23 protein-coding genes and 3 pseudogenes are annotated in these 24,677 nt (G+C 60.1%); 9 read left to right on the forward strand and 17 right to left on the reverse strand.

Features of this window, described 5'->3' with window-relative positions; all coding sequences use genetic code 11:
- Positions 1-33 precede the first annotated feature (33 nt).
- The 14 genes and pseudogenes from AB6804_RS28615 to AB6804_RS28680 all read right to left on the reverse strand — a co-directional run bounded on the left by AB6804_RS28615 (position 34) and on the right by AB6804_RS28680 (position 12,318).
- Entirely contained in the window at positions 34-210 is a 177-nt protein-coding gene (locus AB6804_RS28615) for a hypothetical protein (RefSeq protein ID WP_370889321.1), read from the reverse strand.
- Between the two features lie 677 nt (positions 211-887).
- Complete coding sequence (locus AB6804_RS28620; protein WP_370889322.1) at positions 888-1,979, reverse strand: acyltransferase; 1,092 nt, start codon at positions 1,977-1,979, stop codon at positions 888-890.
- A gap of 10 nt (positions 1,980-1,989) precedes the next feature.
- On the reverse strand, positions 1,990-2,913 hold the full coding sequence (locus AB6804_RS28625; protein WP_370889323.1) for a glycosyltransferase: 924 nt from the start codon (positions 2,911-2,913) through the stop codon (positions 1,990-1,992).
- A 49-nt stretch (positions 2,914-2,962) separates the two neighbouring features.
- Positions 2,963-3,991: a WavE lipopolysaccharide synthesis family protein gene (locus tag AB6804_RS28630; RefSeq protein ID WP_370889324.1), complete on the reverse strand. Its 1,029-nt coding sequence runs from the start codon at positions 3,989-3,991 to the stop codon at positions 2,963-2,965.
- The gene (locus AB6804_RS28635; RefSeq protein WP_370889325.1) at positions 3,988-5,019 is read right to left on the reverse strand and encodes a hypothetical protein; all 1,032 of its coding nucleotides are present in this window, start codon (positions 5,017-5,019) and stop codon (positions 3,988-3,990) included. Before AB6804_RS28635 ends, AB6804_RS28630 begins: the two co-directional genes overlap by 4 nt.
- Positions 5,016-5,756 carry a glycosyltransferase family 2 protein gene (locus tag AB6804_RS28640; RefSeq protein ID WP_370889326.1) on the reverse strand — a complete coding sequence of 247 codons (741 nt, stop codon included), beginning with the start codon at positions 5,754-5,756 and terminating at the stop codon, positions 5,016-5,018. Before AB6804_RS28640 ends, AB6804_RS28635 begins: the two co-directional genes overlap by 4 nt.
- Positions 5,686-7,296, reverse strand: coding sequence for a hypothetical protein (locus tag AB6804_RS28645; protein WP_370889327.1), 1,611 nt, complete (start codon positions 7,294-7,296; stop codon positions 5,686-5,688). The genes AB6804_RS28640 and AB6804_RS28645 overlap by 71 nt, the downstream gene beginning before the upstream one ends.
- The gene (locus tag AB6804_RS28650; RefSeq protein WP_244797838.1) at positions 7,287-7,676 is read right to left on the reverse strand and encodes a capsular biosynthesis protein; all 390 of its coding nucleotides are present in this window, start codon (positions 7,674-7,676) and stop codon (positions 7,287-7,289) included. Before AB6804_RS28650 ends, AB6804_RS28645 begins: the two co-directional genes overlap by 10 nt.
- 43 nt (positions 7,677-7,719) lie before the next feature.
- Positions 7,720-8,310, reverse strand: a complete 591-nt coding sequence (locus AB6804_RS28655; protein ID WP_370889328.1) for an ABC transporter ATP-binding protein — start codon at positions 8,308-8,310, stop codon at positions 7,720-7,722.
- A 134-nt stretch (positions 8,311-8,444) separates the two neighbouring features.
- Positions 8,445-9,272 carry an ABC transporter permease gene (locus tag AB6804_RS28660; RefSeq protein ID WP_370889329.1) on the reverse strand — a complete coding sequence of 276 codons (828 nt, stop codon included), beginning with the start codon at positions 9,270-9,272 and terminating at the stop codon, positions 8,445-8,447.
- Positions 9,273-9,842: 570 nt separating this feature from the next.
- A pseudogene (locus AB6804_RS28665) lies at positions 9,843-10,163 on the reverse strand (IS5/IS1182 family transposase); the annotation flags it as partial.
- Between the two features lie 18 nt (positions 10,164-10,181).
- Positions 10,182-11,405 carry a UDP-galactopyranose mutase gene (gene glf / locus AB6804_RS28670; RefSeq protein WP_370889330.1) on the reverse strand — a complete coding sequence of 408 codons (1,224 nt, stop codon included), beginning with the start codon at positions 11,403-11,405 and terminating at the stop codon, positions 10,182-10,184.
- Positions 11,393-11,695 (reverse strand): hypothetical protein, encoded by a 303-nt coding sequence (locus AB6804_RS28675; protein ID WP_370889331.1) that lies wholly within the window; start codon positions 11,693-11,695, stop codon positions 11,393-11,395. The genes glf and AB6804_RS28675 overlap by 13 nt, the downstream gene beginning before the upstream one ends.
- Positions 11,695-12,318, reverse strand: a complete 624-nt coding sequence (locus tag AB6804_RS28680) for a hypothetical protein (RefSeq protein ID WP_370889332.1) — start codon at positions 12,316-12,318, stop codon at positions 11,695-11,697. Before AB6804_RS28680 ends, AB6804_RS28675 begins: the two co-directional genes overlap by 1 nt.
- Positions 12,319-12,933: 615 nt before the next feature.
- On the opposite strand from AB6804_RS28680, the gene AB6804_RS28685 reads away from it, so the two are divergent.
- The 4 genes and pseudogenes from AB6804_RS28685 to AB6804_RS28700 all read left to right on the forward strand — a co-directional run.
- Entirely contained in the window at positions 12,934-15,165 is a 2,232-nt protein-coding gene (locus AB6804_RS28685; protein ID WP_370889333.1) for a family 1 glycosylhydrolase, read from the forward strand.
- Between the two features lie 425 nt (positions 15,166-15,590).
- Positions 15,591-16,025: pseudogene (locus AB6804_RS28690) on the forward strand (IS3 family transposase); the annotation flags it as partial.
- 288 nt (positions 16,026-16,313) lie between these two features.
- Positions 16,314-17,399, forward strand: coding sequence for an IS110 family transposase (locus AB6804_RS28695; protein ID WP_370889342.1), 1,086 nt, complete (start codon positions 16,314-16,316; stop codon positions 17,397-17,399).
- 16 nt (positions 17,400-17,415) lie between these two features.
- Positions 17,416-17,719: pseudogene (locus tag AB6804_RS28700) on the forward strand (integrase core domain-containing protein); the annotation flags it as partial.
- An 878-nt stretch (positions 17,720-18,597) separates the two neighbouring features.
- Here AB6804_RS28700 and AB6804_RS28705 read toward each other — a convergent pair.
- Complete coding sequence (locus AB6804_RS28705) at positions 18,598-18,789, reverse strand: hypothetical protein (protein WP_370889334.1); 192 nt, start codon at positions 18,787-18,789, stop codon at positions 18,598-18,600.
- A 274-nt stretch (positions 18,790-19,063) separates the two neighbouring features.
- Here AB6804_RS28705 and AB6804_RS28710 point away from each other — a divergent pair, with 274 nt between their 5' ends.
- The 3 genes from AB6804_RS28710 (at position 19,064) to AB6804_RS28720 (ending at position 20,832) form a co-directional block, all read left to right on the forward strand.
- Positions 19,064-19,594, forward strand: a complete 531-nt coding sequence (locus AB6804_RS28710) for a ferritin-like domain-containing protein (protein ID WP_370889335.1) — start codon at positions 19,064-19,066, stop codon at positions 19,592-19,594.
- A gap of 318 nt (positions 19,595-19,912) precedes the next feature.
- A complete protein-coding gene (locus tag AB6804_RS28715) occupies positions 19,913-20,101 on the forward strand; it encodes a hypothetical protein (protein WP_370889336.1) in 189 nt (62 codons plus the stop codon).
- Positions 20,086-20,832, forward strand: a complete 747-nt coding sequence (locus AB6804_RS28720; RefSeq protein ID WP_370889337.1) for a hypothetical protein — start codon at positions 20,086-20,088, stop codon at positions 20,830-20,832. Before AB6804_RS28715 ends, AB6804_RS28720 begins: the two co-directional genes overlap by 16 nt.
- Before the next feature lie 188 nt (positions 20,833-21,020).
- Here the strand turns inward: AB6804_RS28720 and AB6804_RS28725 are convergent, their stop codons facing one another.
- Both AB6804_RS28725 and AB6804_RS28730 read right to left on the reverse strand, forming a co-directional pair.
- Entirely contained in the window at positions 21,021-21,659 is a 639-nt protein-coding gene (locus AB6804_RS28725) for a CSS-motif domain-containing protein (protein WP_370889338.1), read from the reverse strand.
- A 186-nt stretch (positions 21,660-21,845) separates the two neighbouring features.
- Positions 21,846-22,313 (reverse strand): response regulator, encoded by a 468-nt coding sequence (locus tag AB6804_RS28730; RefSeq protein ID WP_370889339.1) that lies wholly within the window; start codon positions 22,311-22,313, stop codon positions 21,846-21,848.
- A gap of 535 nt (positions 22,314-22,848) precedes the next feature.
- Here AB6804_RS28730 and AB6804_RS28735 point away from each other — a divergent pair.
- Positions 22,849-23,718 carry a manganese catalase family protein gene (locus tag AB6804_RS28735; protein WP_370889340.1) on the forward strand — a complete coding sequence of 290 codons (870 nt, stop codon included), beginning with the start codon at positions 22,849-22,851 and terminating at the stop codon, positions 23,716-23,718.
- A 306-nt stretch (positions 23,719-24,024) separates the two neighbouring features.
- Positions 24,025-24,339, forward strand: coding sequence for a hypothetical protein (locus AB6804_RS28740; RefSeq protein WP_370889341.1), 315 nt, complete (start codon positions 24,025-24,027; stop codon positions 24,337-24,339).
- The last annotated feature ends 338 nt before the right edge of the window (positions 24,340-24,677 follow it).

A 24,677-nucleotide genomic window follows, 5' to 3' on the forward strand; every position in this document is an offset into this window, starting at 1 on the left:
AAATCGGCAGCTTGATGACCCCGGCGCTTCCACTTATAAACTCGATCTAACTGTCCGAACCAACGGCGCCACCTCTCCCAGCAACTCTGTCATCTCTGCTTCAAGCACCTCCTGAAGCGCATCCTTCATGAGCGCCTTCATCAGGTCGCGGTCGCCGGCAACCAGCGCTTCCACTGGCGGCCGGTTCGTACTACGCTTGGTCGTGGCCATGGTGCAAGCCTTCCCGAGGGCAGGTTGACGAACTCGACACTCATCAACTTACACCACGGCCACCCTTCCTCAGCATTTTCCCGCCAGCAGCTTTTTGCCGCTTCGCGATGCTTGCCGCTTCTTGCGCAGCAAGATCGGTTTGCAATTCGACGGTGTCGACTGCGTCCGTAGATTCGGCTTTTGATGTGCTTACTATCAGCACGAGCCATCATGGAAGTTTGCGCGCTTGCCCCCCCATCGGCCTTCTGGCTTCGTCGTGCAACCGCCGCATATATCAGGTTCTGCAAGCGCTGGTCCGATCATAGGCGGGAGTCCATGTACGCATATAGAGCTGAAACCTATCCTGCTCTGTCAAACATGAGAATGCTGGTGCAAAAGGGGCCGTTCATATAGGGGAATTTGAAGTGCCCGTCCATGGAGGACTTTGGGTGCCCGCCGGGGGTATCGGGGACTTGAACGCGTGGACCAACTCTTCGTGTTGACCGAGGTCGGCTACAACCTGACGCGCATGTGCACACTTGCCGTTTGAGGGGAAAAAACCAATTGATAGCGTCGGTCTTGTGAACTCACGAGCAGCGTCGAACGCTCACAAAGGTCTTCGCGCGTCACAGAAGTGCCAGTTTAGCACCCGTCGCAACGCGCCTTGGCGCGCGAACGACTGATAATTCAACGGCCTGCTAAAGCACCAACTTCCTGAGGATGGCGAACTTCGACATAGCGAATGAATAGCCATAAGAGAGCATCACGATCAGCATCAGCGACGGCACCATAAGGCCATAAGTTGAGGACCAGTGGCTCTCTAGTGTACGCAACACGAAATGCAGCATCGCCAGATGAACGAGATAAATCCCGAAACCAAGCCTGCTAAAACGCTCGACCGCTGTCTGAAGGGAAGCCGAGCCGACCCGCACGCGCATGAGGGTGATGAACAAGCAAACGCTCGGAATAACGGTGAATAGGCTCGAGTAGTCTGTCACGATGTGAGCGAACGGTGCGCCGGGCAGAGACATCCGATACTGGACGGTAATCGCGGCGATGATCGCGACGCACGCCGCGAGCGCGAGCCACGCTGTAGGCACGCGCTCAGCCACTCGCGCATTGACGACCAGATGTCCCACTACAAAATACATGAGATAGCAGCCGAAAAACTGCCCGACGCCTACGGTCCACGGTCTGGGCGCTGCGACCGCGCCGACCGTGAACGGCAACACTGTCAGCAGCAGCGTCAGCACGCAATACCAGATGAGAATCCATGCACCGCCCGCGCGCTGCATCGCGTTAATGAACGGCGCGACGATGTACACGCCGATGAGCGCGGGTATGAACCACAAATGGAAAGCATCCCGCATGCGGCCCGCGAGAAGATCGGACAGAATGGCAGACGGCTCGAATGAGGATTCGTATCCCATCCGATACGCAACATAGTTGGTCACCAGGGAATAGAAGATCAGGACAACCATGAATTGCGGGATGCGTTTTCGATAGAAGCGCAGGATATGCGCGCTGTCAGCCCTCGCAAGAACGAGGCTGCCGGAAATCATGAAGAACACTGGCACTGCGAGTCTGCCGATTGCATTGAGGACCGCATGCAGCAGCCATTGCCCATGCGTTGCCACGGGCGCAATCGGATCGAATATGCGATCGTTCAGATGGATCATGACCACGACGACGGTCGCAAGCGATCGCGCCAGATCCAGTTGCACGCTCCGCGAGCCGCTTCGCGATACGGCATCGCGTTCTGGCACCGCGAACGACGATGCATCTGCCATGATGGCCGTCTCAGTAGCCGGTCGTGCGCACGGTCGTGCCGTCGGCCAGCTCGGTCGATGGACGCAGCTCGCCAAGCCTTCTGCGATGCCCGTCTGCAAGCGCGCGAACGAGCATCTCGATGCTCTTGACCTGCCACGGATGGCTCGAGATCATCCACAGCGCAACGCCGACCACGGACGCCCTCAGCGCCGCGAGAAGCGGCCACCGCGCATACTGGCTCGACACTGCGATCCGGTTGCGCACGTTGTAGTAATGGCGTGGCCCGAACGCATGGTTGCGAAGACGCGCACCGACCTCCCGCAAATGGTCGATGCGGCTCTCGGGAATGAGCCACACCGAGAAGCCGACGGCCTTGAGTCGCAACGAGAACTCCGTGTCGTCATAGGCAACAAAGTAATCCGCGCGCGGCAGTCCGGCGGCCCACACTGCGCGAGCATCGGCGAGAAAGCCCACGAAGGAACCGGTATCTATTCGAACGGCGGAGTCTTTATACGCGGAAGCCGCCACGGTCCGCTCACGGCCGAACAAGCTGTCGAAATAGCGGCGATGCTGCAGCGCGAGCGCGCCGAACTCATCGACCGACGGACAGAGCGCGCCGACGTCGGCGGGCAGCGACGCTCTCGCCGCCACGAGACGCTGGAGCGCGTCCAGATGAGGAACCGCATCGTCATCGAGCAGCCACACCCAGTCGGCGCCACGGGCCAAGGCTTGCTGCAAGCCACGCGCAAAGCCGCCCGCACCACCGATGTTGTAGTCGCTCCGCAGCACGCTTACATCGGCCCTTTTGTTTAGCATGTCACGCGTCGGTTCATCGCTTGCATTGTCGAAGACGATGACTTCATCGGGGCGCAAGCTTTGTGCGCTTAATGCGTCGAGCACACGTGCGAGCAGGGCGGGACGATTACGCGTGACGACGACGGCAGTGATCTTCATGTTGCATGGCCTTGTTGAGCAAAGACGGAGGTGTCTTCGCGTCTCGTTGTCATTGCAGTCGTCCTAGCAGCAGCACGGCCGCACGTCGCAAGGGAAATCCGCGTTGCGTTGAAAACATGAACTGATGCAGGGGCCGGCTCGCCCGGAATCCCATTCGCGCGGCGCTCTTGAGTTTCCGGCGTCGTTCGATGAGCCGAAGCATCGCCTCTTTGCTGCTGTCGTCGAGCGGCGCGCTGCCGGAGATGGCCAGCCAGTCCAGATGCATCAGCGTATTGATCCGGTGAAACAGCGATGCGCCCACCCATTCGTACTTGGGCATGCGTAGTCCGATCTGCCATGGATCGAGAATCAAGGTCTCGTTCCCGACGAATCGCCCGAACGACGCCAGCACATCCGGGTTCGCATCATTAAGCAATTGCGGCACCACATAGCCGTGCTGCGAGGCGTAGTGCATGCACAAATGCTGCTCGACAGCGAAGCGCGCGCGGAAGTTGCGCTCAAAGAACGTCGAGCTTGGCAAATGACGCTCGCGGTCGTACCAACTGGCATCGGCGCGCGTCACGGGTGGGGCGCTCCAGTATTGCAGCAGCCTATCCGTGCGGCCGAAGTGAAACCAGTCGCTGATATGAAACGGCAGGCGCTCGAAGATGGTGGGATCGAGCGTGAAGAACGAACTCGCGACAATGCGCGTATCCCTCCTGTCGCGCTGATAGATCGTTTTGGCGAAGTCGAGGAAGCCGGCGTGCTCCAGCATGCTGTCGGTGCGCAGCTTGACGACATAAGGCGTGCGCACGGACTCGAGCCCCGCGAGCGTCGAAACAATTTGCCGGTTCACGTTGTTCGCCTTGGGCGAGTCGTATTTGATGCCGGGCAGCCCTCCCGGATCATCGGACTCGATGACGACATCGGCGAGCAGTCCGCGCGGAAGCTCCGCGCCTTTCCACGTCGAGACGATGATGTCGGCGTTCGGCAAGGCTCTGCGCGTCTGACGAACGTTCTCGCGAAACGAGTCCCGGTCCGCGCCGACATACGGCTTCACGGCGCCCTGAAACACCACGGTGATGTCGCTTGTCTTCATGATGAGGCGGGCCGTTCGTGCGCGTTCAGAGCGCGGGCTGAAGGAAGCTGGCGGATGAAATCGCGCAGCGGGTTATTGAGCGTGCGCGGCACGCGCTTGACGCCGTAAAGCGAATGCGGATCGAAGACTTTCCACGTGCTGTCTCCGTCGTTCATCCATTGCAGCTTTTCGAGGCGACGAGCAACGCGCACGTCGTCGACCGCGCTGTCGGGAATACCTCGGCTCATCTGCGCGATGACGCGGATCATGCCCGGGCTCAGGCGGTAGTAGGGCGTCTTGATGAACGCATATTCGACGCAGTGCCTGAGCCCGCGCGCGCGCTTCCAGTTGTTCCCGAAGAGCCATTCGAACTCTTGCAGGAAACGCCAGTACGTGCGGTCGAATACATGCGTCTCGGAGTACACGTACGGCGTGATGCGAGGGGTCGCGCGGATTGCATGGGCAATCGTCGGAAAGACGACTTCCTCCAGGGGATAGCCGGCCACACCGGGATGCGCACCGTTGGCGATATCGGCGAGCTCGTACAATGTGTCGGCCTCATAGAATGCGCCTTCGATTTGCGATCCGACGAGCGGACAATTCCCTAAGCGCTTGCAGAGCGCGTCGAGTTCGGCATCTGCACGCGCCTTCGGGCTGACCCACCAGTAGCTTCCTGGCGTGATCGGTCGGACGTTATAGCCGTGCCCGTGCCGCGCGATATGATCGCGCAAGCCCGGCGCGACGAGCATGTCGTTGGACGCATGAAAGCAGATGTGCGATGCATCGCCGCGCGAGCGAATAAACGCGATGTTCGAAAGATGCGCGCGGAAGATACTGCCCCAGCGCGTGCTTTCATGCGCGGGGTTGATCAGGAAGTTGTCGCAGCCCTGACTTTTTAGCGCGGCGTTGAGGGTTGCCTCGTCGAGTCTGCCGCTGCGCGACACATGAAGCACGACGCACGCTTGCGGACAAAAGCGCGCGAAGTTAGCCAACTGGTCTGCGACGACCAGCGGCGCTTCATGAACCGGCAGCGACACGTAGATGCTCATGCCTGTACCCGCTGGTGCGCGAGTGCAACGTATTCTTCGGGGGTGCCGGCAAGCAGCACGTCTGACGCCGGCACTTCGTGATACACGATGCGCTTTCCTCGCTCGATGAGCGTGTTGTACAGCGGCGCGATATAGAGTTCGCGCCACTGCTGTTCGAACTCGCCGTAATGCGCCATGGCTTCGCTGAAGACGGAAACAAAATCCGATGCCGCGCTGAAGAAATAGAGTCCCGTGCAGCACAGATCAGAAATACGCCGCTTTTCCGTCGTTTCGATAACCACGTGACTGTCAGCCGACGCGGGCCGCACGAACGACCAGTGATCGCCTTCGGCCCGAAACACCTCCAGATAGCCGTCGGCGTGCGCGACTTCCTCAGGGATGCGATACCCCGGTCTTATGGTGTCGATGTTGAACACGAGTAGCCGCTCGTCCAGAGCACGATCGGCATCCTCGATGCCCGCGAGCACCGTTTCTGCTTGACCGCGCGTTGGAGCATGAAGCTCCACAATGTGGTAGCTCGCGATTCCCACTGCACGGCTCATCTCATCGACAAAGCGCGTGGCCGCGAAGTCCTGACGCACGACGAAGACGAACGTCTCGGACGTGAAGTACGCGTCGAATGATCCGACCGTCAGTTCGAAAAGCGTGCGCCCGCCGATCTCCAGCTCATATTTGGGCCGTGTGTAGCCTGCCTTGTAGAACCGGCTGCTGTTGCCGGCCATAGGTATCACGATCATTTTTCCATTCCACATAGAGGCGCAATGCATTGGACATCAGCCCCGCCTGACGCCTCTCATCGTCGGCGTGAAGCGGGAGCATCGAAAGGAAAAGCAGCACCATGATGGGATAGCAGTCCCATTCGGCGGGCGTGCGGCCGCGAAAGAGCGTGGACGCGAAGACGTCGCGCACCTCGTGGGTCGCTTGCGTGGGCAGCTCGAAGCGGACCTTTCGCCCTTCGATCGCGCCATCCCATCGCCCGGCGATGATGAAGTCATAGAGTCCGATGACCGAATGCGCGAGCTTCGCGACGTCGTAGCGAAAGTCGCCGAAGACTGTGAGTTCGCCACTGCTGTTCAAGCCCCGTGGATCGATCAGCTTCACCTTGCCGGCTCTGAAGTCGAAGAGGACATTGCTGAAGCAGAAGTCGCCGTGGATGAAGGCGCTCACGTGGCGCGTCGAGGCCAGCACAGCGCTGCTCGCTTCTTCTGCCATGTCCAGGAGACCCGGCACTGGCTCGCCATTGATGGTCCAACTGTCGCGCAGCGATACGCCCGTCTCGGCGCCGAATCTCTCGAGCCGAGAGAGCGTTTTGCCGCGATACAACGCATCGAGCTCTTGTCGATCGAGCCTTGCTTCCGGCGGCACCGGAAACTTCCCGGCAGCAGTGAAGAACGTGTCGCAGGCGCGGAAGATCTTCGTCCAAACTTTCTCGGGCAGGCAGCCGAACACATACAACTCGTTGAGCGCGGCAAGCGGAAGATATTCGAGCGAATAGAAGGTCTGTTCGACGCGTCCGACTTCGATCAGATTCGGCAGGAATGCGCGCACGGTTGCGGGCGCATTCTCGAACCAGCTCGCTTCGGCGAGTATCTTGCGCGAGTCGCCGCTCGACTTGCGAAGCACGCCATCCGCGACGGCGATGTCATTGAAGTGACGCTGCGTTGTGATGTGGCGCTTCGATGCGTAATACGTATGAACGTGGCCGAAATCCAGCCAGCCGCGAGCGTTGACCAACTCGAGCGCATGCACGGTGGACGAGTACGCTTCGATCGCTTCGATGAACGAGAGACCCGAAGCAAGCAGCCGTCGCAGCGCGACCGCGTTGGAAAACGAGAACATGCCGACCCATACCTTGTCGGACAGTCCCGCGGTGCGCCGCTCGTGATGCCAGCGGTAGTTCTCGTCCGATTCCCCAACGGCAAGCCAGTCGGAGTGCTCCGGCAGTGGCTCGGTGACGAGCGTGTCGCCGAACAAGATGTCGATGCGGCCCTCGAGCCGTGTCTCCGCGAGCACGGTCAAAGCCGCCGCCGCGAGCGAGATGCCCGCCGGCGTTCTGAAGACCGCAACGCCGGCCGCATCCAGATACGCGAAGTCGATGTTGTCGACGTCGTAGTCCGCAGGCAAGGTCATATGCGCGCGCTCGTATCGGTCCGCGAGTCGAGCAAGTTGGTAAGTGTAGAGCCGGCGATTGCCGACCGGGAGAAAGCTGGGCGGTATCCTGCCGAACTCGGAAGCGAGTTCCGATTCGACATATTCGCCCGATAGGATCAAGAGCATGACGGCGTCTCCTTCTCCTTGTTGAGCATCTGCTCGATTTCCGCGTACGACATGGAGACGAACTCAGACGGACGCACCGCGCGATCGTCGATATAAAAGCCTTCGTGACCGCACCACGGCTTGCCGACATAGATCTCGTCGAACGGCACGTCATGTTGACGAAGCCAGTCAACCGCAATCGGCAACGTGTTCGCATTAATCTTCCCGATGTTGCCTTCGTACGTACGCATCGAGCGGCTGGTGCATACGACGATCGTGAAGCCGTCGCGCCTATAACGGCGCAGCTGGTCAATCACGGCGTTATTCGGTACCGCGTGCGCATACCCGTCGGGCGCACCCGAGGTGATCGTATGGTCGAGATCCACTATGAGTCTCTTCACCGTCGGCCCCTTGTCGTCCTGAATTGCAGATGCATACGGGCAATTAGCCCACGTCGCGCCGGTCGATTTCGATCACCCTGCCATGCTCCAGACGCAGGAAGCGATTGCAGTAGGTGCGGACCAGTTCGTGATCGTGCGAAGCAAAAACGAAAATGCCAACGCTGCTAATGAGGCGAGACATACGTTCCTTCGCTCGCTCCTGAAACTCGGCATCACCTGCGCCGAAGACTTCATCGACGAGCAGAATGTCCGGCCGAGTAGACGTCGCGACTGCGAACATGAGACGCGTCGCCATCCCGGACGAATACATACGCACGGGTAACTGCAGGAAGTTGCCGAGTTGCGTGAAGCGTTCGATCTCGCTGATTCGCTCTTTCGTTTCCGCGATGCTCATGCCCAGCAGCACGCCCATGCGGGTGATGTTCTCGTAGCCGCTCAATTCGGGGTCGATGCCCGCGCCGAGTTCAAGCACCGTCGCTGTTCTGCCGCGGCGCCTGACTGCGCCGTGCGTCGGTTTGTACACGCCTGCCATCGTCCGCAGCATCGTGCTCTTGCCCGCCCCGTTGTGTCCGATAAGACCGACCGCATCGCCCTCGCGGAACTCGAAGCTCACGTCATCGAGCGCGGTCACCATTTGTATGCGTCCAGACTCCGAATCAAGCCTGCCACCGGTACTGATGCGCACCAGGTTGTTCCGAAGCGATTTCGTCCGATTGTTGTGAACCGGATAGCGCACGGTCACTCGGTCAAATTGCAGATGCGTCATTGTTAGACCCAGAACGCAATGCGCGAGTGAACGCGATGGAACAGGACCAGTACCACGCCCCACCCAACGACCGCCATACCGATGCTCGTCCAGACGATGAAGCCCGGCGGGATCGCGCCGAGAAGCGGATAGCGCAGCAACTCAATAAGATGCGATAGGGGGTTGAACCACAACAAGTGCCCGCTGATCGGCAGAAAGTTCGGCCGATACATCACCGGGCTCAGGAACATGAGTAGCGGCATCACGGCGGCCACTAGATATTCGAGGTCGCGAAAACGCGCGCCGAGAATGCTAAGCAGGAACGTGATCCACGCAAGGTTGGCCGTGACGAGCATCAGGCAAGGTATGAAGAGCAGCGTCGGCCATCCAACGTGCACGCTCATTAGAACCGCGACGACGACGAACACGGGCGCGGTATGAAGCAGGTTGATGAAGTGCTTTGTCACCATCTGCGCGGGATGAATCGATAGCGGCACTTCCATATTTCGGATGATGCCCGCCTGACGATTGAAAGTCGTCGGTGCCTCTGTGATGCAGCCCGACAGAAACTGCCAGACAATCAGCCCGCTTGTCAGCGCAGGGACGAACGTGGCTCTGTCCAGATGAAAGAGCTCGCTCCAGATGTACCCCAGGCCCGCGGTTCCCAGCAGCGTGCCAAGCGTCAGCCACAAAGGGCCCAAGATCGTTCGCTTGTAGCGCGATCGAACGTCGCTCCATGCCATGAAAAGAATGACGCGGGCAGCGTTAAGCGTTTGCTGAAGGTCGCTAACAATAGTCGCGGACCGTTGCACGTCTGTTCTATAAGTGTCAGCGTTGTCGGTGGCTGTCATCTGTTGCAGTTATGCTTCTAACGAATTCAGTTGGCGCTGCAACGCTGAGAGGTCGAGTTCGAAACTTATGCTCGTCTGGCGCGTTTTCAATTTATGACAGTTTCGCAATCGGTGTGCCGCCCTCGAGGCGCAAGATCGAAAAACCCCCCAGTGCTCCACATCGGTCAGCGACGGTCCGGCGATCTCACGCGCCCGTCGGATTCCGATGTAACAAACCCGACGACCGCAGTCGGCGACCAAGCCGCTGACGCGGTTTGCTCGTCGCAACAATGGGGAAAGAAGAAGCGGCGCGCTCGCCTGCGGGGCCGCGATGACGCGATAGTGCCGCCAGATGACTGAATCTGCCGCTTGCTACAAAAGTGCAGAGCTACGGTTCTCCGTCCAACCTACCTTTGGACCGTCGCTGGAAGGACTTTCACTTCCCAAAGCGACGCGACGGTAGCATGGCGCTGCACGACGCACAATTCGGTTCAGTAAGTGATAACCGGGCCGATAACTGACGAACGCGAAATTCCGTCGACGCGAGTGATTTTTGACACGTTGTTATAAGCTCTGCGCCACGTCGAGGTGCTAACAGAACGACTTTTGCAGCGGTCGCCAGCATATGATGCAGCAAGCGATTTTGAGGAAAGCCTCGTGTATGGAAGCGAGCCGTCCGAAGCGGATGCGCAGTCGGCGGAAGTTTTGAAGCCACTAAATGGTCCGCTCCACGACCCCGCGTGCTTTGCGCCGCCCGCTATCATGAGGCTGACCGCTTGGAGCGACTTCGGTTGCAATGCCGGCGGCTTGCAGTGGACGTCGATATTTGTCGTGATCTTAGCTTATGTCGCCCTGAACGACCCCAGGCTTCGATAGTGGTCCGCCACGCTTCCCGCTGATGCGCGGAATAGCCCCAAGTCGTTGAAAGAATCAGACGGTAGCGACCTCAGCGCGAACTCCGAATCCCTCCGCCGCGGCAATGCGCCCGACGAGACTCAACGCCTGAGCCACCACCTGATCCATGTTGTAGTAGCGGTAGCTTCCGAGCCGGCCCGCGAACATGACTTCCGGATGCGCCTCCGCGAGCGCCTCGTAGCGTGCAAACAACTCCGCGTTCGCCGGCCGCGGAATCGGGTAATAAGGGTCTCCTTCGTCGCTCGGGTACTCGTACGTGATGCTCGTCTTCGCGTGCTGTTGACCCGTCAGATATTTGTACTCCGTGATGCGCGTGTAAGGCACTTTCTCGGCCGGGTAATTCACCACGGCAAGCGACTGAAAATGCTCCTGATCGAGCGTTTCGTGCCGAAATGCGAGCGAGCGATAAGGCAGTTTCCCGAGACAGTGATCGAAGTATTCGTCGATGGGCCCCGTATAGACGAGCTTGCGATAAGTCACCTCCTCGCGGACCTCTCGATAGTCGGTATTGAGCATGACCTTGATATTCGGATGCGCCAGCATCTTCTGGAACATGCGTGTATAACCTTCGAGCGGCATGCACTGATACTCGTCGTTGAAGTAGCCGTCGTCGGCCGTCGTGCGCACCGGCACGCGTGAAGTCACCGAGCGATCCAGTTCCGACGGGTCCATGCCCCATTGCTTGCGGGTGTATCCGCGAAAGAACTTCTCGTAGAGTTCGCGGCCGATCTTGCTCACCACCACGTCTTCAGATGTCCTGATTTTGTCTAGCGGCTCGGCGCGCGCTGCGAGAAACGCCTCCGCCTGCTGCGGCGAAAGGTCGAGCGAATAGAGGCGATTGAGCGTGGTCAGATTGATCGGCACCGGCACAAGCATGCCGTCGACGGACGCGAGCACGCGATGCCGGTACGGTCGCCATGCCGTGAAACGCGATAAATAATCCAGTACGCGACGTGCGTTCGTGTGAAAAATATGCGGCCCGTAACGATGAATCAAAACGCCGTCCGCGTTGTACTCGTCATAGGCATTGCCTGCGATATGCGGGCGCCGGTCGATAAGCAGAACGCGCTGGCCGTACTCGCTCGCGAGCCTCTCGGCCATCACGCTGCCGGCGAAGCCCGCGCCGACGATCAGATAATCGAAGCCTTTGCGTTGCTGTCCGCGCGCTTCAGGCTGGGACGTATGGCCACTCGAGCCGGAACTGGAAGATCCGTTTGCTGTCGTTTCTACGATGCGCATTTTTTCACCTCGGCGAGCATTGCGGCGCACGTGTTGTCCCACGAAGCTCCGGCCAGCACCGATTCGACGCGGCCGATGAATGCTGCGCGGTCCTGGCCGTCGTCGAGCGCCCTTTCGATGGCACGCTCGAAGCTGACCGCATCGTCAGCGATGCGGACCACGCCGCTCTCGCCATAGCGCGACACCACATCGGCAATAGGCGTCGATACCACGGGGCGGCCTGCCGCGAGATATTCCGGCGTCTTCGTCGGGCTGATAAAGCGCGTGGCCTCGTTGATCGCGAAAGGCATCAGCGCGACGTCCCAGCCGGCGAGATAGCGCGGCAGATCGTCGTAGGACTTCTGGCCAAATAATGAATGTTCGGTGCTTGCGGCAAATCAGCGGGCCGGATCTTCGCCACGGGGCCGAGCATGACGAACTGCCAGTCCGGTCTCGCGGCGGCGAGCGCGCCGGTCAGCGCGGCGTCGAAGCGCTCGTCGAGCACGCCATAGAAGCCGAGACGCGGGCGCCGTATCGGCGTCTGGTCATCAGGCTCGGACAGCGGCCCGCGCGCCTTCTCGAAGTGCGCGACATCGACACTGCTGGGGAACGCGTGCACGTTATGGTGAAAACGCCGCTTCGACTCATAGAGGCTCTGGCCGCCCGTGAAGACGACATCCGCCTTGCGCATGAGCCGCGTTTCGCGCTCCGTGAGTTGCGGCGGCGCGTCCTTGAACGCCGAGAGCTCGTCCATGCAGTCATACACGATGAGCTTTGCGTCGAGATGATCGGTGAAAGCGAACGTCATCGGCGAGTAGTACCAGAGACCGAGATCCCATTTGCGTGTGTCGGACAGATACGCGTCGAGCAGCGCGCGCTGTGCGCGCTCGTCCTCTTCCTGCGTGAAACCGCAAGGAAGGCACGGCGTCAGCACCCGAACGCCTTCATCTGTAGTCCGAACGTCGAGACGCGGTGCGGCGGTATCTGTCCGTCGAGGCTCTTCGAAACAGAGCACTTCCGCCTGCTTCGCGATGCGCGAGAGCAAGTGCTGCGGTCGCTGATACACGAAGTTCCAGCGAAGATGCGAGAGGCAGAGGAACGTCCGTGGCAGCCCCGATCGCGCAATAGAGATGCGCGGGCGAGCGTTCGTCGACGGACTGTCGGCGGACCCGGCCGCGGTGGCGGCTGCGGGTTCTGATCGGGCTTGGGTCTCGCGCAAGGGAATGCCTCCGAAGGTAACTGCCGGAAGGAAGTCCGCCCGGACATTCATTCATTGCGTCCGTGAGGTTCGAAGCTCGGCTGTTCTCGCCTTGCGTTGAAGCAGGGTGACGCTACGCATCGCGCACGCGGCGGCTCGCACGCAGAGTCCGGCAAGGCCCTCATGCGTGTGTCGTCGCGCTTGCTGACAGATCTGCGACATAAGTGGCAATCGTTGTTCCAGCGCGTGCGTGCTCGGGGCAAACACTGATCGCGCAGGGCGACGGCATAGCGAGTGCTTGACTGCGTCGTCGATACGCTCTTACGTCGCACTTATCTCGGGATGCTGGATATGGATGATCGGCTGGTGCTGTGGGGGGGACTGGAATGCACGGTCAACCGGGTGCGGGATACCTTCTTCAGCCAGTTGGACCGCAACGGACATGCGACGCGGGAGGACGATCTCCAGCGTTTCGCCTCGCTGGGTATTCGGGCGCTGCGCTATCCGGTGCTGTGGGAAAGAACGGCGCCGTCGCGTATCGACGAAGCCGACTGGTCATGGCTCGATGCGCGCTTGCCTACGCTTCGCGCATTGGGCGTCGAACCGATAGCGGGCCTCCTGCATCATGGAAGCGGGCCGCTGCCCGGCGGATTGCTCGACCCGCACTTTGCGAGCAGGCTCGCGGAATTCGCACGAGCGGTCGCTGAACGGTATCCATGGCTTTCGTACTACACGCCAGTCAACGAGCCGAACACAACCGCGCGATTCAGCGGGCTTTACGGCGTGTGGCATCCGCACGGCACGAATGACCGAACGTATCTGGAAGCGCTGATCAGTCAATGCAAGGCGACGGTGCACGCGATGCGCGAAGTGCGGAAGGTCACCCCCCACGCGAAGCTCGTTCAGACCGACGATCTCGGCAAGACGCAAGGCACGCCGGCCATGGCCGGGCTCGTCAACTTCTACAACGAACGGCGCTGGCTTTCGTGGGATCTGCTCTGCGGCAAGGTGATGCCGGGACATCTGCTGTGGCGATACATCATGGATGCGGGCGTCGCGGAAGAAGATGTCCTGTGGTTCGTCGACAATCCGTGCCCGCCCGATATCGTCGGCATCAACTACTACATCACGAGCGAACGCTGGCTCGATCACCGGACTCATCAGTATCCGCAAGCGTACCGGTGCGAATGGTACGGCCAGCGCCTCGCCGACATTGAAGCGGCGCGCGCCCTCGCGCATCCGCCGCAGGGCATACGGACGGTCATCGACGAAGCGTGGCAGCGGTATCGCTCGCCGCTCGCAGTCACGGAAGCGCATATCGACTCGACGCGTCAGGACCAGTTGCGCTGGCTGCATGAGATATGGACCGCCGCGAGCGAAGCACGCGAAGAAGGCGCTGACGTGCGCGCCGTGACGGTGTGGGCGCTGCTCGGCTCGTACGACTGGAACTGCCTCGTCACGGAAGAGCGCGGCTACTACGAATCGGGCGCATTCGACGTGCGCGGACACGAGCCGCGCGAAACGGCCGTTGCCGCACTGATGCGCGATCTCGCGGCAGGCCGTCCGCACGATCATCCTGTTCTGCATGGCACCGGGTGGTGGCGCCGTCCGGGGCGCTTTCTCTGTGAGCCGGTGGTGCTGGACGCAATGGGAACACTGACCGCACCGGCGCGTCCGGGCTATGTGACGCACTCGCCCGCACCTCCAGCACCGATTCTCGTCGTCGGTGACGGCGCGCTGGCGCAACTCTTCGCCACCCTCTGTGCACGGCGCGACTTGCGATACGCCACCGTGTCGGCGGACGACTTGCTGGGTAGTGATGCCATCGGCACGTTTGAACCCTGGGCGGTCATTAACGCCATGGATCCGGTGGATGCCGAAGAAGCCGAGCGCGGTACAACTGATCATCTTGGAACGATCGCGAAAACGGCAGCCGCGCTTGCCAAGGCGTGCGCCGCAGGCGGCATCGAATATCTGTGGTTTTCGTGTGACTTCGTCTTCGACGGACGCGCGACGCACCCTTACGTCGAGACAGACGACGTGAGTCCACTCAATCGCCTGGGCCGTTGCATGACGCAGACCGAGCGCGAAGTGCTGCGGTGCTTTCCGGAGGCGCTCGTCGTTCGGACCGGTCCTGTCTTCGGGCTGTGGACGAGCCCAGACTTTCTGGACCGCGCCTTGCGCGCACTCGCCGACGACCGCTCCTTTGTCGCCGCGAAGGATGTGACCGTCTCGCCGACGTATGCGCCCGACCTCGTGCACGCGTGCCTCGATCTGCTGATCGATCGCGAGTCGGGCGTCGTGCATCTGAGCAATCGCGGCGCCTTCACATGCTTCGAATTTGCGGTTCAGGCGGCCAGCCTCGCCGGTCTCGATACGAGCCTCATCGAGGCGCGCAAGGTCGAGTCCATGCATTCGGCCGCGCCGCAGCCACTCTATCGCGCCCTTGCGAGCCAAAGGGCGGCCGTGTTGCCGACACTCGACGATGCGCTTCGCCGCTGCATCGGAGACTGGGCTTCGCTCGTTCGCAACAGCCAAGTTGCGGGTTATGACGTCGATGGAAACGGCAGACAAACCGGCTAGCGGGGAGTAATCCGCTCGGGACGGGTGATTGAAGTGCTGTCACGATTGATACCGGCCCGTTGCTGCTGGCCCCTCGCAGCGCGCGATGCTGCGCCACGACGATTTTCGCAGGCGACGGCCGTGTGGCGCATCCGTCGCATTTGCTCCTCGGCCATCGCTGGATCGACGCGCAAGTTATATCTACTTAACTGGAGACATATCGATGGCGGAGACAATTCTCGCAAGACATCGATCCTAGAAGAGAGGTAGCTGGTAGTGCTAAGAACTCGGCTTGGAATTCGTTGGACAGCTCTATTCGTTGGTCCTCTCGGCCTAGCATTTTCTGTTCCTTTGCGACTTGTATCGCTGCATCCTGTTCACGTCTGGCGGGCTCAACGATGCAATGTCGGGCCAACCTGTTCGCGCACACCTTTCGCTTTGGGACTATCCGGCGTGTATGGGAGGAGAACTTTCGCGTATATGGCGCACGCAAGGTCTGGCGGCAGCTGTTGCGCGAAGGATTCAAGCTCGCACGGTGTACGGTCGAGCGACTGATGAAGCGGCTCGGGCTGCAGGGCGTGCGGCGCGGCAGATCGATTCGGACCACCGTTAGCGAGCGAAATGCACCCTGTCCTCTTGATCATGTGCAGCGGCAATTCAAAGCGTCAAGGCCGGACGAGCTATGGGTGTCCGACTTCACTTTCGTGGCCACCTTGCCAGGCTTTACCTACGTTGCCTTCATCATCGATGTGTTCGCGCGACGCATCGTAGGCTGGAGAGTGTCAAATTCAGCGCGTACTGATTTCGTGCTGGACGCGCTGGAGCAGGCGCTGCATGAACGGCGACCAGCCGAAGGTAACCATTTGGTACGTCATTCGGACAGTAAGAATACGGGTACCAGATGTTCGCGGCCGGTCACCGTTCGAAACAAGGGGCTTTCGGGGAGGTCTGGTGCCGTAGAGCGTTCCGGGCGACCTGACCCGCATTCCGATCGACTCAATGTCTTTCCCTGGACCCGTCGGTCGTCTGGAGCTGCCGCACGGCGAGGTTTGACCTCGTCGATACGTGTGACCGAAGAAGGGCCTGACGCCCTGTCACTTTACTGTCTTGTCCAGGTACTCGATGCCGGTGAGATTGCCTATATCGCATCGCAACCGGAGCAAGGCTGTATAAACGACGAACAAAATACTGCTGGCCCTCGCAGCATTGTAGGCGGCGTTGATACGCATGAGGATCTGCATTTTGCGGCTGTCGTTGACGAACATGATCGCCTTCTCGGCAGCGAATCCTTCCCAACCACGCGGCACGGGTACCAGCGCATGTTGCTTTGGATGCGCTCATTCGGTGAGCTTGTCCGGGTCGGCGTGGAGTGCACCGGGAGCTATGGCGCGGGCTTACTGCGCTACCTACAGCAGGCCCAAGTTACCGTGCTGGAGGTGACCGCGCCGGATAAAAGCGACCGGCGCAAACGTGGCAAGGACGATACGCTGGATGCCTACAACGCGGCTCATGCTGCCTTCGCCGGTGTGCGTACGGTCACGCCCAAGACGCGCGATGGCATGATTGAATCGCTACGCGTTCTGAAAGTCTGTCGGAAGACGGCCATTTCGGCGCGGCGCGTTGCTTTGCAGTTGATTCACAGTACCATCATCAGCGCGCCCGATGAGTTAGTTGAATCACTACGCGCGATGACACGAATGCAGCTCATCCGAACATTGGCTGCGTGGCGTCCGAATCTGTCCGACTATCGCAACCTGACCTCCGCTTGCCGAATTGCGCTGAAGTCACTGGGACGTCGGTATCTGGAGCTGCACGACGAGATTGCCGACCTCGACGTCATGATCGCGACGGTCGTGGACGAACTTGCCCCAGATCTTGTCTCGCGAAATTCGATTGGTTGCGAGTCGGCCTCGCAACTTTTATTGACCGCCGGCGACAACTGCGGTCGACTTCAGTCGGAGGCCAGCTTCGCCGCCCTTTGTGGCGTGAGCCCTGTGCCGGCGTCTTCCGGTAAGGTGACGCGACATCGACTAAATCGAGGCGGAGATCGCGCAGCCAACAGCACGTTGCACATCATTGCGATCGGTCGCTTGAGAACCGACGCTCGCACGAAGGCTTACGTCGCCAAACGCGTCAGCGAGGGGCATTCAAAGCTTGAGGCGATCCGCTGCCTCAAGCGCTATATCGCGCGGGAGGTCTACTACGTAATCCGGCAACGCAACCGCGACATCGCGCAGACTCAAATTGCCCCTTGACCTTTAGAAGGGCGTCCGCGGGTCGCAATACGTTTCCATTCGGTACACGGACCGCCTAGCCGAAGCAGGGATCGAACCGTCAGTCGGCAGCGTGGGCGATTCGTACGATAACGCGCTTGCCGAAACGATCAACGGCCTTTACAAGGCGGAAGTCATTCACCGTCGCGGCCCATGGCGCAACGTGCAGGCAGTCGAACTCACGACGCTCGAATGGGTCGACTGGTTCAACCACCGACGCCTGCTTTATCGGCAACATCCCACCTTCTGAAGCAGAAGCCCGTTACTATGAGCAATTCGCTGGGCTGCCGATGGCAGCATAACTCCAGTAAAACCGTCTCCGAGATTCCCGGTGCGCTTCACCATTCCGTTCGGCGAGCGTTTCACCGCCGCCATCAGCTGATATTTTTTCTAACCGGCCTCAAGACACAAGATTTCTGACACGTCCGAAATGACCAGTGGTCGCCAGCCCTCGGTCGGTTTTTTGCGTCCCGCTCCTTTCTCCAGCACCGCGCGCGCTGTTCTCCACCTGCACTTTTATGACCAGCTTTCCTGTTCAGTTCGGCAGGGGCCACCGCCGTGTCCCCGCGCAGAGGGAGGGAACTGGCAGCGAACGCGTTTAGCCGTGCGCCCGGCAAACCACCACCGAAGAACAAGGCACAGACTGCGATTACGATAGCGCCGAGCTTTTGGCCGCAGTGGATGCAATGGCGGGCGGAAGGAACCGACAATCGCGGCGACTATCCTGCTTGGGTGTGCACTTGCTCGATCGGGATGATAGGCAGTAGGCTAGCCTTTGATGCAGCAAGATAGGATTGCACTACCTATCGACTGGTAGAACGGCGTATTGCCTAGGCAACGAACGGGGGTCGAAGAATCGAAGAAGCGGGGCACTGGAGACGGGCATGCGCGCTTGGGAGCCGCACGAATGTCATTCATACGCGATAGCCCGCTTCGGGCGCGCGGTGGACCGGTTCTTTCAGGCCGATACGCAAGCCGAACGCGAGCAGGCCATGAGGTGGGCGCGAGCTTGGCAGCGTTTTGGCAAACTGGCCCATCTCCGAGGGCAGTTACGCGCCGGCGGCTAGCGCCCAAGCATGGCGGATCAGAACAAGTCGCGACTATCAAACTAAGAGCCAGTCCTCGCGGCCGACGCTTGTTGGCAGCAAAGCGGCATCGCGCGTTCAACTCTGGCGGGGGTTCACGGCAGGTCGACACGCTGCAAAAAGACACTGTCGACAAACCGCATGGTTTGAATGCATCCGACGCACTGCAGCAGAGCCAGGGTTTCTCCTTGACACACGATGGTTATAACCCCTGCAGCCGACCGGTCGAACGACGCCGTAATTCCATGGCCGCGAACTGCATCAACGACTGCCTGCTCGTCAAACATCGACTCCGACGCGTAGCGGAGGATGAGATGGGCCCGAATCAAAAGCACCTCCAAAACAGTGAAGCCAGCTGCGACTGCGAGTTGTGACGGTCCTTCCGGAGCGGACAGTTCCGGTTAGGGTCACCTACTTAGCTTCCTAGGGCCGGGAGAGCACGACCCGCCCATCGGCTGCTGGTATCGGATTGCTGAACCGCGTAAGCGACCGGAATGCTTATTGCGACGGAGCCTTCGATGCCGATCGACGGTCGGCGCGCATACTACCATCTGGGGTACCATGGCGGTCAAGACTTTGCAAGACCTTTTCATTCACGCACTGTCGGACGTCTATAGCGCCGAAAAACAACTGACCAAGGCGCTCCCACGACTGGCGCGGGCGGCTTCAAATCCTTCCCTTTCTGAGGCGTTCAAGATCCACCTTGAGGAGACGCAAGGTCAGATCGGCCGAATTGACCAGGTAGTGGAGAGCGCGCAGATAAAGCTCAAGCGTCTCAAATGCGTGGCGATGGAGGGGCTCGTGGAGGAGGGTCAAGAACAGATCGAAGAGATCGAAAAAGGCCCGATTCTCGACGCAGCACTGATCGCCGCAGCACAGAAAGTCGAACACTATGAAATCGCCACTTACGGGACGCTTGCGGCGCTCGCGAAAAAGCTTGGTTACACCGAGGCGCTGAGCCTCTTGCTCGAAACATTGAAGGAGGAAAAAGCAACGGACGGAAAGCTAACGTTGCTTGCAGAACAGGAGGTGTCGGAAGAGCAGGCTGGTAGGCCTGCCGCAAAGAAATCGCCAAGACAGGTCGCCGAATAAAACGTGCGCGCGCCGGGTTACCGCACCGTACGCGGCGCGCCAGCACCCTTGCATCTTTGTCTCCCCAGTACTTGTTGAAGGTCGGTGGCGATGCGCTCTGTGTGATGGCCATCGGGTAAGGCAGCGGGCGCGCTTCCTCATTAACCTCGAATCAGCAATTGAATTGCACCTCCCGATGCTCGGCACTTATGCGGCCCACATTGGCGGTTGAGGCACGGTGACTGCTGAGGTGGCAGAAAAGACCGTCATGGTGACGCGGCTCGATTCAGGCGAACGCATGCTTTTTTTGGGTGGACTAGTCGCAGGAGGGGCGGCGCGATGCAAGCTGTCAATGTCGCGGAAACCGGATTTGACATCGGTTGGGATTTCGCTCGCTTTGGCCATGAATCGGACTGCGCATCGAGCGAGCAAAGCGTACTTGCTGGATACCTTGCTGGACGTGAGCACTTTCGCGTTCCGCAGCATCTACCCGATCGTTTCGTGTCGAATGGTTGCAACTTCGGCTGAACGCATTCCGACGCCGCCGCTTTCTCGACCAGGAAGTAACTCCTGCATACCTAAAAAAGATCGACTGCGCGATGTGTCCGATTACATTGATCGCCATGACGCATGCTGCCTTAGCCGAAAGCGACTGGTCGGTCGATACCATCAACAATGATGGAGCCTATGCGCCCGGCACCCTTATGGTGATGTGCGTCAAAGCAAATCGGGCAAAGGGAGCGAAGGATTTCAGAGAGGTCGTTGAACTGGCGTCGGTGAGCGCGCACGGCGCAGTGCTCGGTCTTTCGCAGAGCGAGTGGGCTCGGCTTGCCTGCGTGATGGCCGGCGCGGCGAATATGACTGGGGCTAGGCCTCTTCTCCCGCTTCTTACAAGGCTCCCGGAGGACTCCCGGGCGCCGCTGTACTTCGTTTTCCAGCAGATGCTGCTGTTCTCGGCGCGTTTAGCGAGAGAGCGCAATCGGGTTATGAAGGTTTTGTGTCGATTGCATCCGTCAAGCGAGCGGTCCGCTCTTTTGAGATGCGCAGTGGAAAGGCTGGCAATGAACATAAGAGATGCCGCTTACCCCTACGACGCGTTGTTTGACGAAGGCGTCCAGCGTGCGATGAGGAGCTGGTTCACCACTGTGCCGGCAGCCAGCGTCCCCGGATTGCTCCAACTGTGTTCCCAGTACGGCGCCGGGCGTTGCGAACCTGCGCCTCCCGCTGCATGGGCATTAGAAACAAGCGGTCGCTTTTAATGCGTTCTCGCAAGGACCGCCGTGACCCGTCACCCGACCGAGGCGACATGGGCGCTTCACGCGCGCTCGGCCGATCGCCATCCTAAAGCTGGACGCCGATGTGTCTGCGTCGGCCGCGGACCGGGTGCCGGTTAGGTCCGCCGGTGGCAAGCGTTGCGCCCCAGCTTTACCGGACTAGAAGCAGAATCTCAAAGTCCGTCAAACCTCCTTCGGCTGGTCAACGTTATCTGATAGGGCCAGGGTTTGGACGGCAACCTACTCGCCGCGACGGATTCAAAAATCGGTGCAGTCTGGATTATTCCCGTATCTCTTGAAAAATGCGTTTCATCGACTGTGATGCCGAGATGCGGGACATTCAGCCGGGAACCGTGAGCGAGGATCTCGGCAATGTCTTCTGATGCGATGACGTGAAGCAGCCCGGCACCCTGTCCGGTCGTGTGAACCATGGCGAGGACGGGCACACTGGGCTGGTAGGTCGTTTGACTCAGAAGGCCGATTTCGAAGGGACCGCGATGTGAATTTAAATAGCGGGAGAGCAGCAAGTCAATCTCGCCCACACCCGAGGCGAAAAGCAGTCGACCGTTCGCGACAAGAGCGACGGCACGGGCATAGCGAACGTAGGTGTCTAACTCCGTGAGGGCCGGGCGCACATCGGCGCATGGTCGGCCGACCAGCGCCGTGAGCTTGCCCGCCTGACGCCTTGTAGACAGTGAGGATTCGAAATTCGAGGCAATCTGATCATCCCGGACGAGCTGTTCGCGAGTCGTTATCGAGTCTGCCACGGTGCAACCAGCGAGCCGGAGCGTTCCCAGCATGATAGCGAGCACGCTAACCGCCGCGATAACCTGTGAAAGGTTCAACGTCCCCCATGGCCAAGTCGGAACCCATTGTCTCTGCTCCGGTTGAAACACCGCTGCACATGCGTGCCGCGCGAATGCAGAGGGCGAAGAGCCATGGCGTCCTTAGTCGTTGTACACGATCGGGAGAACTGCAGGCATCGTGCCAAACTGCGCCTAACGGCTGGGAGCCGCTATGGAGTCCGAGGATCGCGCGCCAAGGGCCGCCGGTTCGGGCACGAAGTAGCGCAGCAGGGGGCCAAGGGACGCTGCGTCGGTCGGCTTGGCGCAGAAAGCGTCGAACCCGGCCTGCTTTGCGCGCTCGAGATCGCGTTCGCCCGATGCCGCGGAATGCGCGATCAAGATCGTTTCTGACGTTTTCTCATTCGCGCGCAGGCGCGCAGCCACTTCAAGGCCGAAAATATCCGGCATCCAGATGTCGAGCAGGACGATTTGTGGCTGCCAGCGGCCGGTCGCGTCGATTGCCGGCTGGCCGCCATAGACTGCATTTGTGTGGAACCCACTGAAATTCAGAACCATGCTGATGGCGTCGGCGGTGTCGATAAAGTCGTCAACCACGAGCACTCGCGGCGCATCCACCGCGCTCTTCCTACGATGCGTCCAGATCGCGCACTTGAGCGCCACGCTTCGACCTCCGGCATTCATGACGACCCTGCACTGAAAGAAACGAAAAAAATGCGAAAGGCGGCTGCTACGCCATCCGAGCCGTTACACCAAATGGATGGCAGCAGTTGTGCAGCATCGGCTATTCCTCCATCGGCCCCGGCGGCAACCCCACCCGGCCAGCGCACCGGCTTTAGAGCCCCAGATTCTCGCCCCCCGCATCTAGACGTTCCTGGTCACCACCAGTTAAGCCCTGACTGAGGGGCCGCCAGTACGTCGTTGAGACGACGTCTTAACTTTTGTCACGTGCCATCTGGCCGACAATGATGCCTGCCGTGGCTGGAACGCGCGTTGCGCCAAATAGAACGCCTCTCGTTTCCAAACCACGCGGATTTACAGGCCCGCCTGAAGGCTTCGGCGATTTGGTAGGTAGAGGCGCGCACCACTGCGCCAAGGCGGTGCCGCCTGTGTTCGGGTCGCTGCAAGACCTAAAAGACGCAGAAGCCTTCCGCGAAGCCGGCGCCGGAAAACGTTTGTCCCGACCAGGAGCCTTGATATGTTTATACATAACAAACGCCTGCAATACACCGTCCGCGTGGGCGCGCCCAACCCAGGCCTCGCCAATCTGATGCTAGAGCAATTCGGCGGCCCCCAGGGCGAACTTGCCGCCGCCATGCGCTATTTCACACAAGCAGTCACTGAAGATGATCCGGGCCGCAAGGACATGCTGTTCGACATCGCGACCGAGGAGCTAAGTCACCTGGAAATCATCGGCAACATCATCGCGATGCTGAACAAGGGCGCCAAGGGCGCGCTCGCCGAAGCCGTTGAAGCGGAAGCGGAGTTGTACCGGTCGATGACGGGCAACGGCAACGATTCGCACACCACGGCGATACTTTACGGCGCGGGCACGCCGCTCACGAATTCCGCCGGTTATCCATGGACGGCCGCCTATATCGACACGATTGGCGAGCCGACCGCTGATCTACGCTCCAACATCGCGGCCGAAGCGCGGGCTAAAATCGTCTATGAGCGGTTGATCAACGTGACCGACGATCCCGGCATCAAGGACGCGCTCGGTTTCCTGATGACCCGCGAAATCGCGCATCAGAAATCCTTCGAGAAGGCGCTGCATTCAATCCAGCCGAACTTCCCCCAAGGAAAGCTGCCCGGCAAGCCGGAATTTACGAGCGTTTATTTCAACATGTCGAAGGGCGACGATATGCGCGGCCCGTGGAACGAGGGCGGTGACTGGGAGTTCGTCGGGGACCCGCAACCGGCCGTCGATGGCGGCGACGGCACCGCGACCGTCCAGGTGACGCAGCAGGACGTCGAGACGTTGCAGGCCATGGCCACGCGAACCGCATCCGACCCGGCCAGCGATCCAATTACTGGCGCGGACCTTGGATCCGGCCAGACCAAGTAACGGCTTCACCTGCGAAAGCCCCGCCGGTCGCTGATCAGCCGCCGGCGGGCTGTGCGGCCTCGCCATTGTCCCAGCCGCACGGTGCAAGGCCCGGCGCCGGGCTCACCGCGAACATTGAACGGCGTCTGTAAGATCGTTCGCGTATGTGAAACCGACGAGGATCAACCTGCAGGGGTTCACAGCCTGCGCGCGACGGCCGCGACCAATGCGATCGAGCACGAAGCAGACATTGCCAAGGTCCAGCAATGAGGCGGCGGAACCGGCCGGAGGATTCACTGACATTCGAAGTGCATTGAAGCAGTTCGTTTGTCCGGCTACCAAATCCCGTCAGGTCCCAACCCTTGCGACGACAGGAATCCGAACGACTTTAATGCGACGTGCTTTCTGGACCTCGTGGCTATCCTGAGGGCGGCTAATACCGTGGAAATGTCGGCCTGCGGTACCATGCTTGCGTTATGCTCAATGGATGAACGAAAGGACGCCGCGATGATTCCCCAGGAAATGGCAACCATAGAACTGGCCAAGGCAGAAGCGGAGATCGCCAAGTGGGACGCCCGGGTTAAGCAGCAGCGCAATCGCGTTTGCGGTTTTCCTTTTATAGTCCCATCGACCTCGACCTAGCGGAACAAATTCTGGCGACTTTCGAAGCGGCCCTGGCGGACGCCTACCGCCGGCGCAATCGGTTAGTCGATTGGGACGCAACCGCCGTTATTGCACCGCAGTAAAGCCACGCGTGATGCCCCTTTCCAGCGGCCCTACCCGCATTAACCAGCTTTGGCCGTCACGGGCCTTTCGGTGCGGTATGCGAGCGTGGACCGCTAGTCAGGACTTCTGGCTTACCAATCCCGTTCTATTGGTCGATAGGCAAGCGTTGCTAGAAAATTGCCTCTTTTGAATTCTCAGTGGGTGGTTTGGCGGGTCAAGGGCGAGCGTAAGGTCCGCGCAGCGAACCCTTGAGG

It is taken from the genome of Caballeronia sp. RCC_10 (genome assembly GCF_041360715.1).
Lineage (GTDB): Bacteria > Pseudomonadota > Gammaproteobacteria > Burkholderiales > Burkholderiaceae > Caballeronia > Caballeronia grimmiae.

Excerpts from the sequence above, each read along its gene's own strand:
- AB6804_RS28615 (WP_370889321.1), bottom strand. The coding sequence starts at position 210 with ATGGCCACGACCAAGCGTAGTACGAACCGGCCGCCAGTGGAAGCGCTG.
- AB6804_RS28620 (WP_370889322.1), bottom strand. The coding sequence starts at position 1,979 with ATGGCAGATGCATCGTCGTTCGCGGTGCCAGAACGCGATGCCGTATCG.
- AB6804_RS28625 (WP_370889323.1), bottom strand. The coding sequence starts at position 2,913 with ATGAAGATCACTGCCGTCGTCGTCACGCGTAATCGTCCCGCCCTGCTC.
- AB6804_RS28630 (WP_370889324.1), bottom strand. The coding sequence starts at position 3,991 with ATGAAGACAAGCGACATCACCGTGGTGTTTCAGGGCGCCGTGAAGCCG.
- AB6804_RS28635 (WP_370889325.1), bottom strand. The coding sequence starts at position 5,019 with ATGAGCATCTACGTGTCGCTGCCGGTTCATGAAGCGCCGCTGGTCGTC.
- AB6804_RS28640 (WP_370889326.1), bottom strand. The coding sequence starts at position 5,756 with ATGATCGTGATACCTATGGCCGGCAACAGCAGCCGGTTCTACAAGGCA.
- AB6804_RS28645 (WP_370889327.1), bottom strand. The coding sequence starts at position 7,296 with ATGCTCTTGATCCTATCGGGCGAATATGTCGAATCGGAACTCGCTTCC.
- AB6804_RS28655 (WP_370889328.1), bottom strand. The coding sequence starts at position 8,310 with ATGGTGACCGCGCTCGATGACGTGAGCTTCGAGTTCCGCGAGGGCGAT.
- AB6804_RS28660 (WP_370889329.1), bottom strand. The coding sequence starts at position 9,272 with ATGACAGCCACCGACAACGCTGACACTTATAGAACAGACGTGCAACGG.
- glf (WP_370889330.1), bottom strand. The coding sequence starts at position 11,405 with ATGCGCATCGTAGAAACGACAGCAAACGGATCTTCCAGTTCCGGCTCG.
- AB6804_RS28675 (WP_370889331.1), bottom strand. The coding sequence starts at position 11,695 with ATGCCTTTCGCGATCAACGAGGCCACGCGCTTTATCAGCCCGACGAAG.
- AB6804_RS28685 (WP_370889333.1), top strand. The coding sequence starts at position 12,934 with ATGGATGATCGGCTGGTGCTGTGGGGGGGACTGGAATGCACGGTCAAC.
- AB6804_RS28705 (WP_370889334.1), bottom strand. The coding sequence starts at position 18,789 with ATGTTTGACGAGCAGGCAGTCGTTGATGCAGTTCGCGGCCATGGAATT.
- AB6804_RS28710 (WP_370889335.1), top strand. The coding sequence starts at position 19,064 with ATGGCGGTCAAGACTTTGCAAGACCTTTTCATTCACGCACTGTCGGAC.
- AB6804_RS28715 (WP_370889336.1), top strand. The coding sequence starts at position 19,913 with ATGCAAGCTGTCAATGTCGCGGAAACCGGATTTGACATCGGTTGGGAT.
- AB6804_RS28735 (WP_370889340.1), top strand. The coding sequence starts at position 22,849 with ATGTTTATACATAACAAACGCCTGCAATACACCGTCCGCGTGGGCGCG.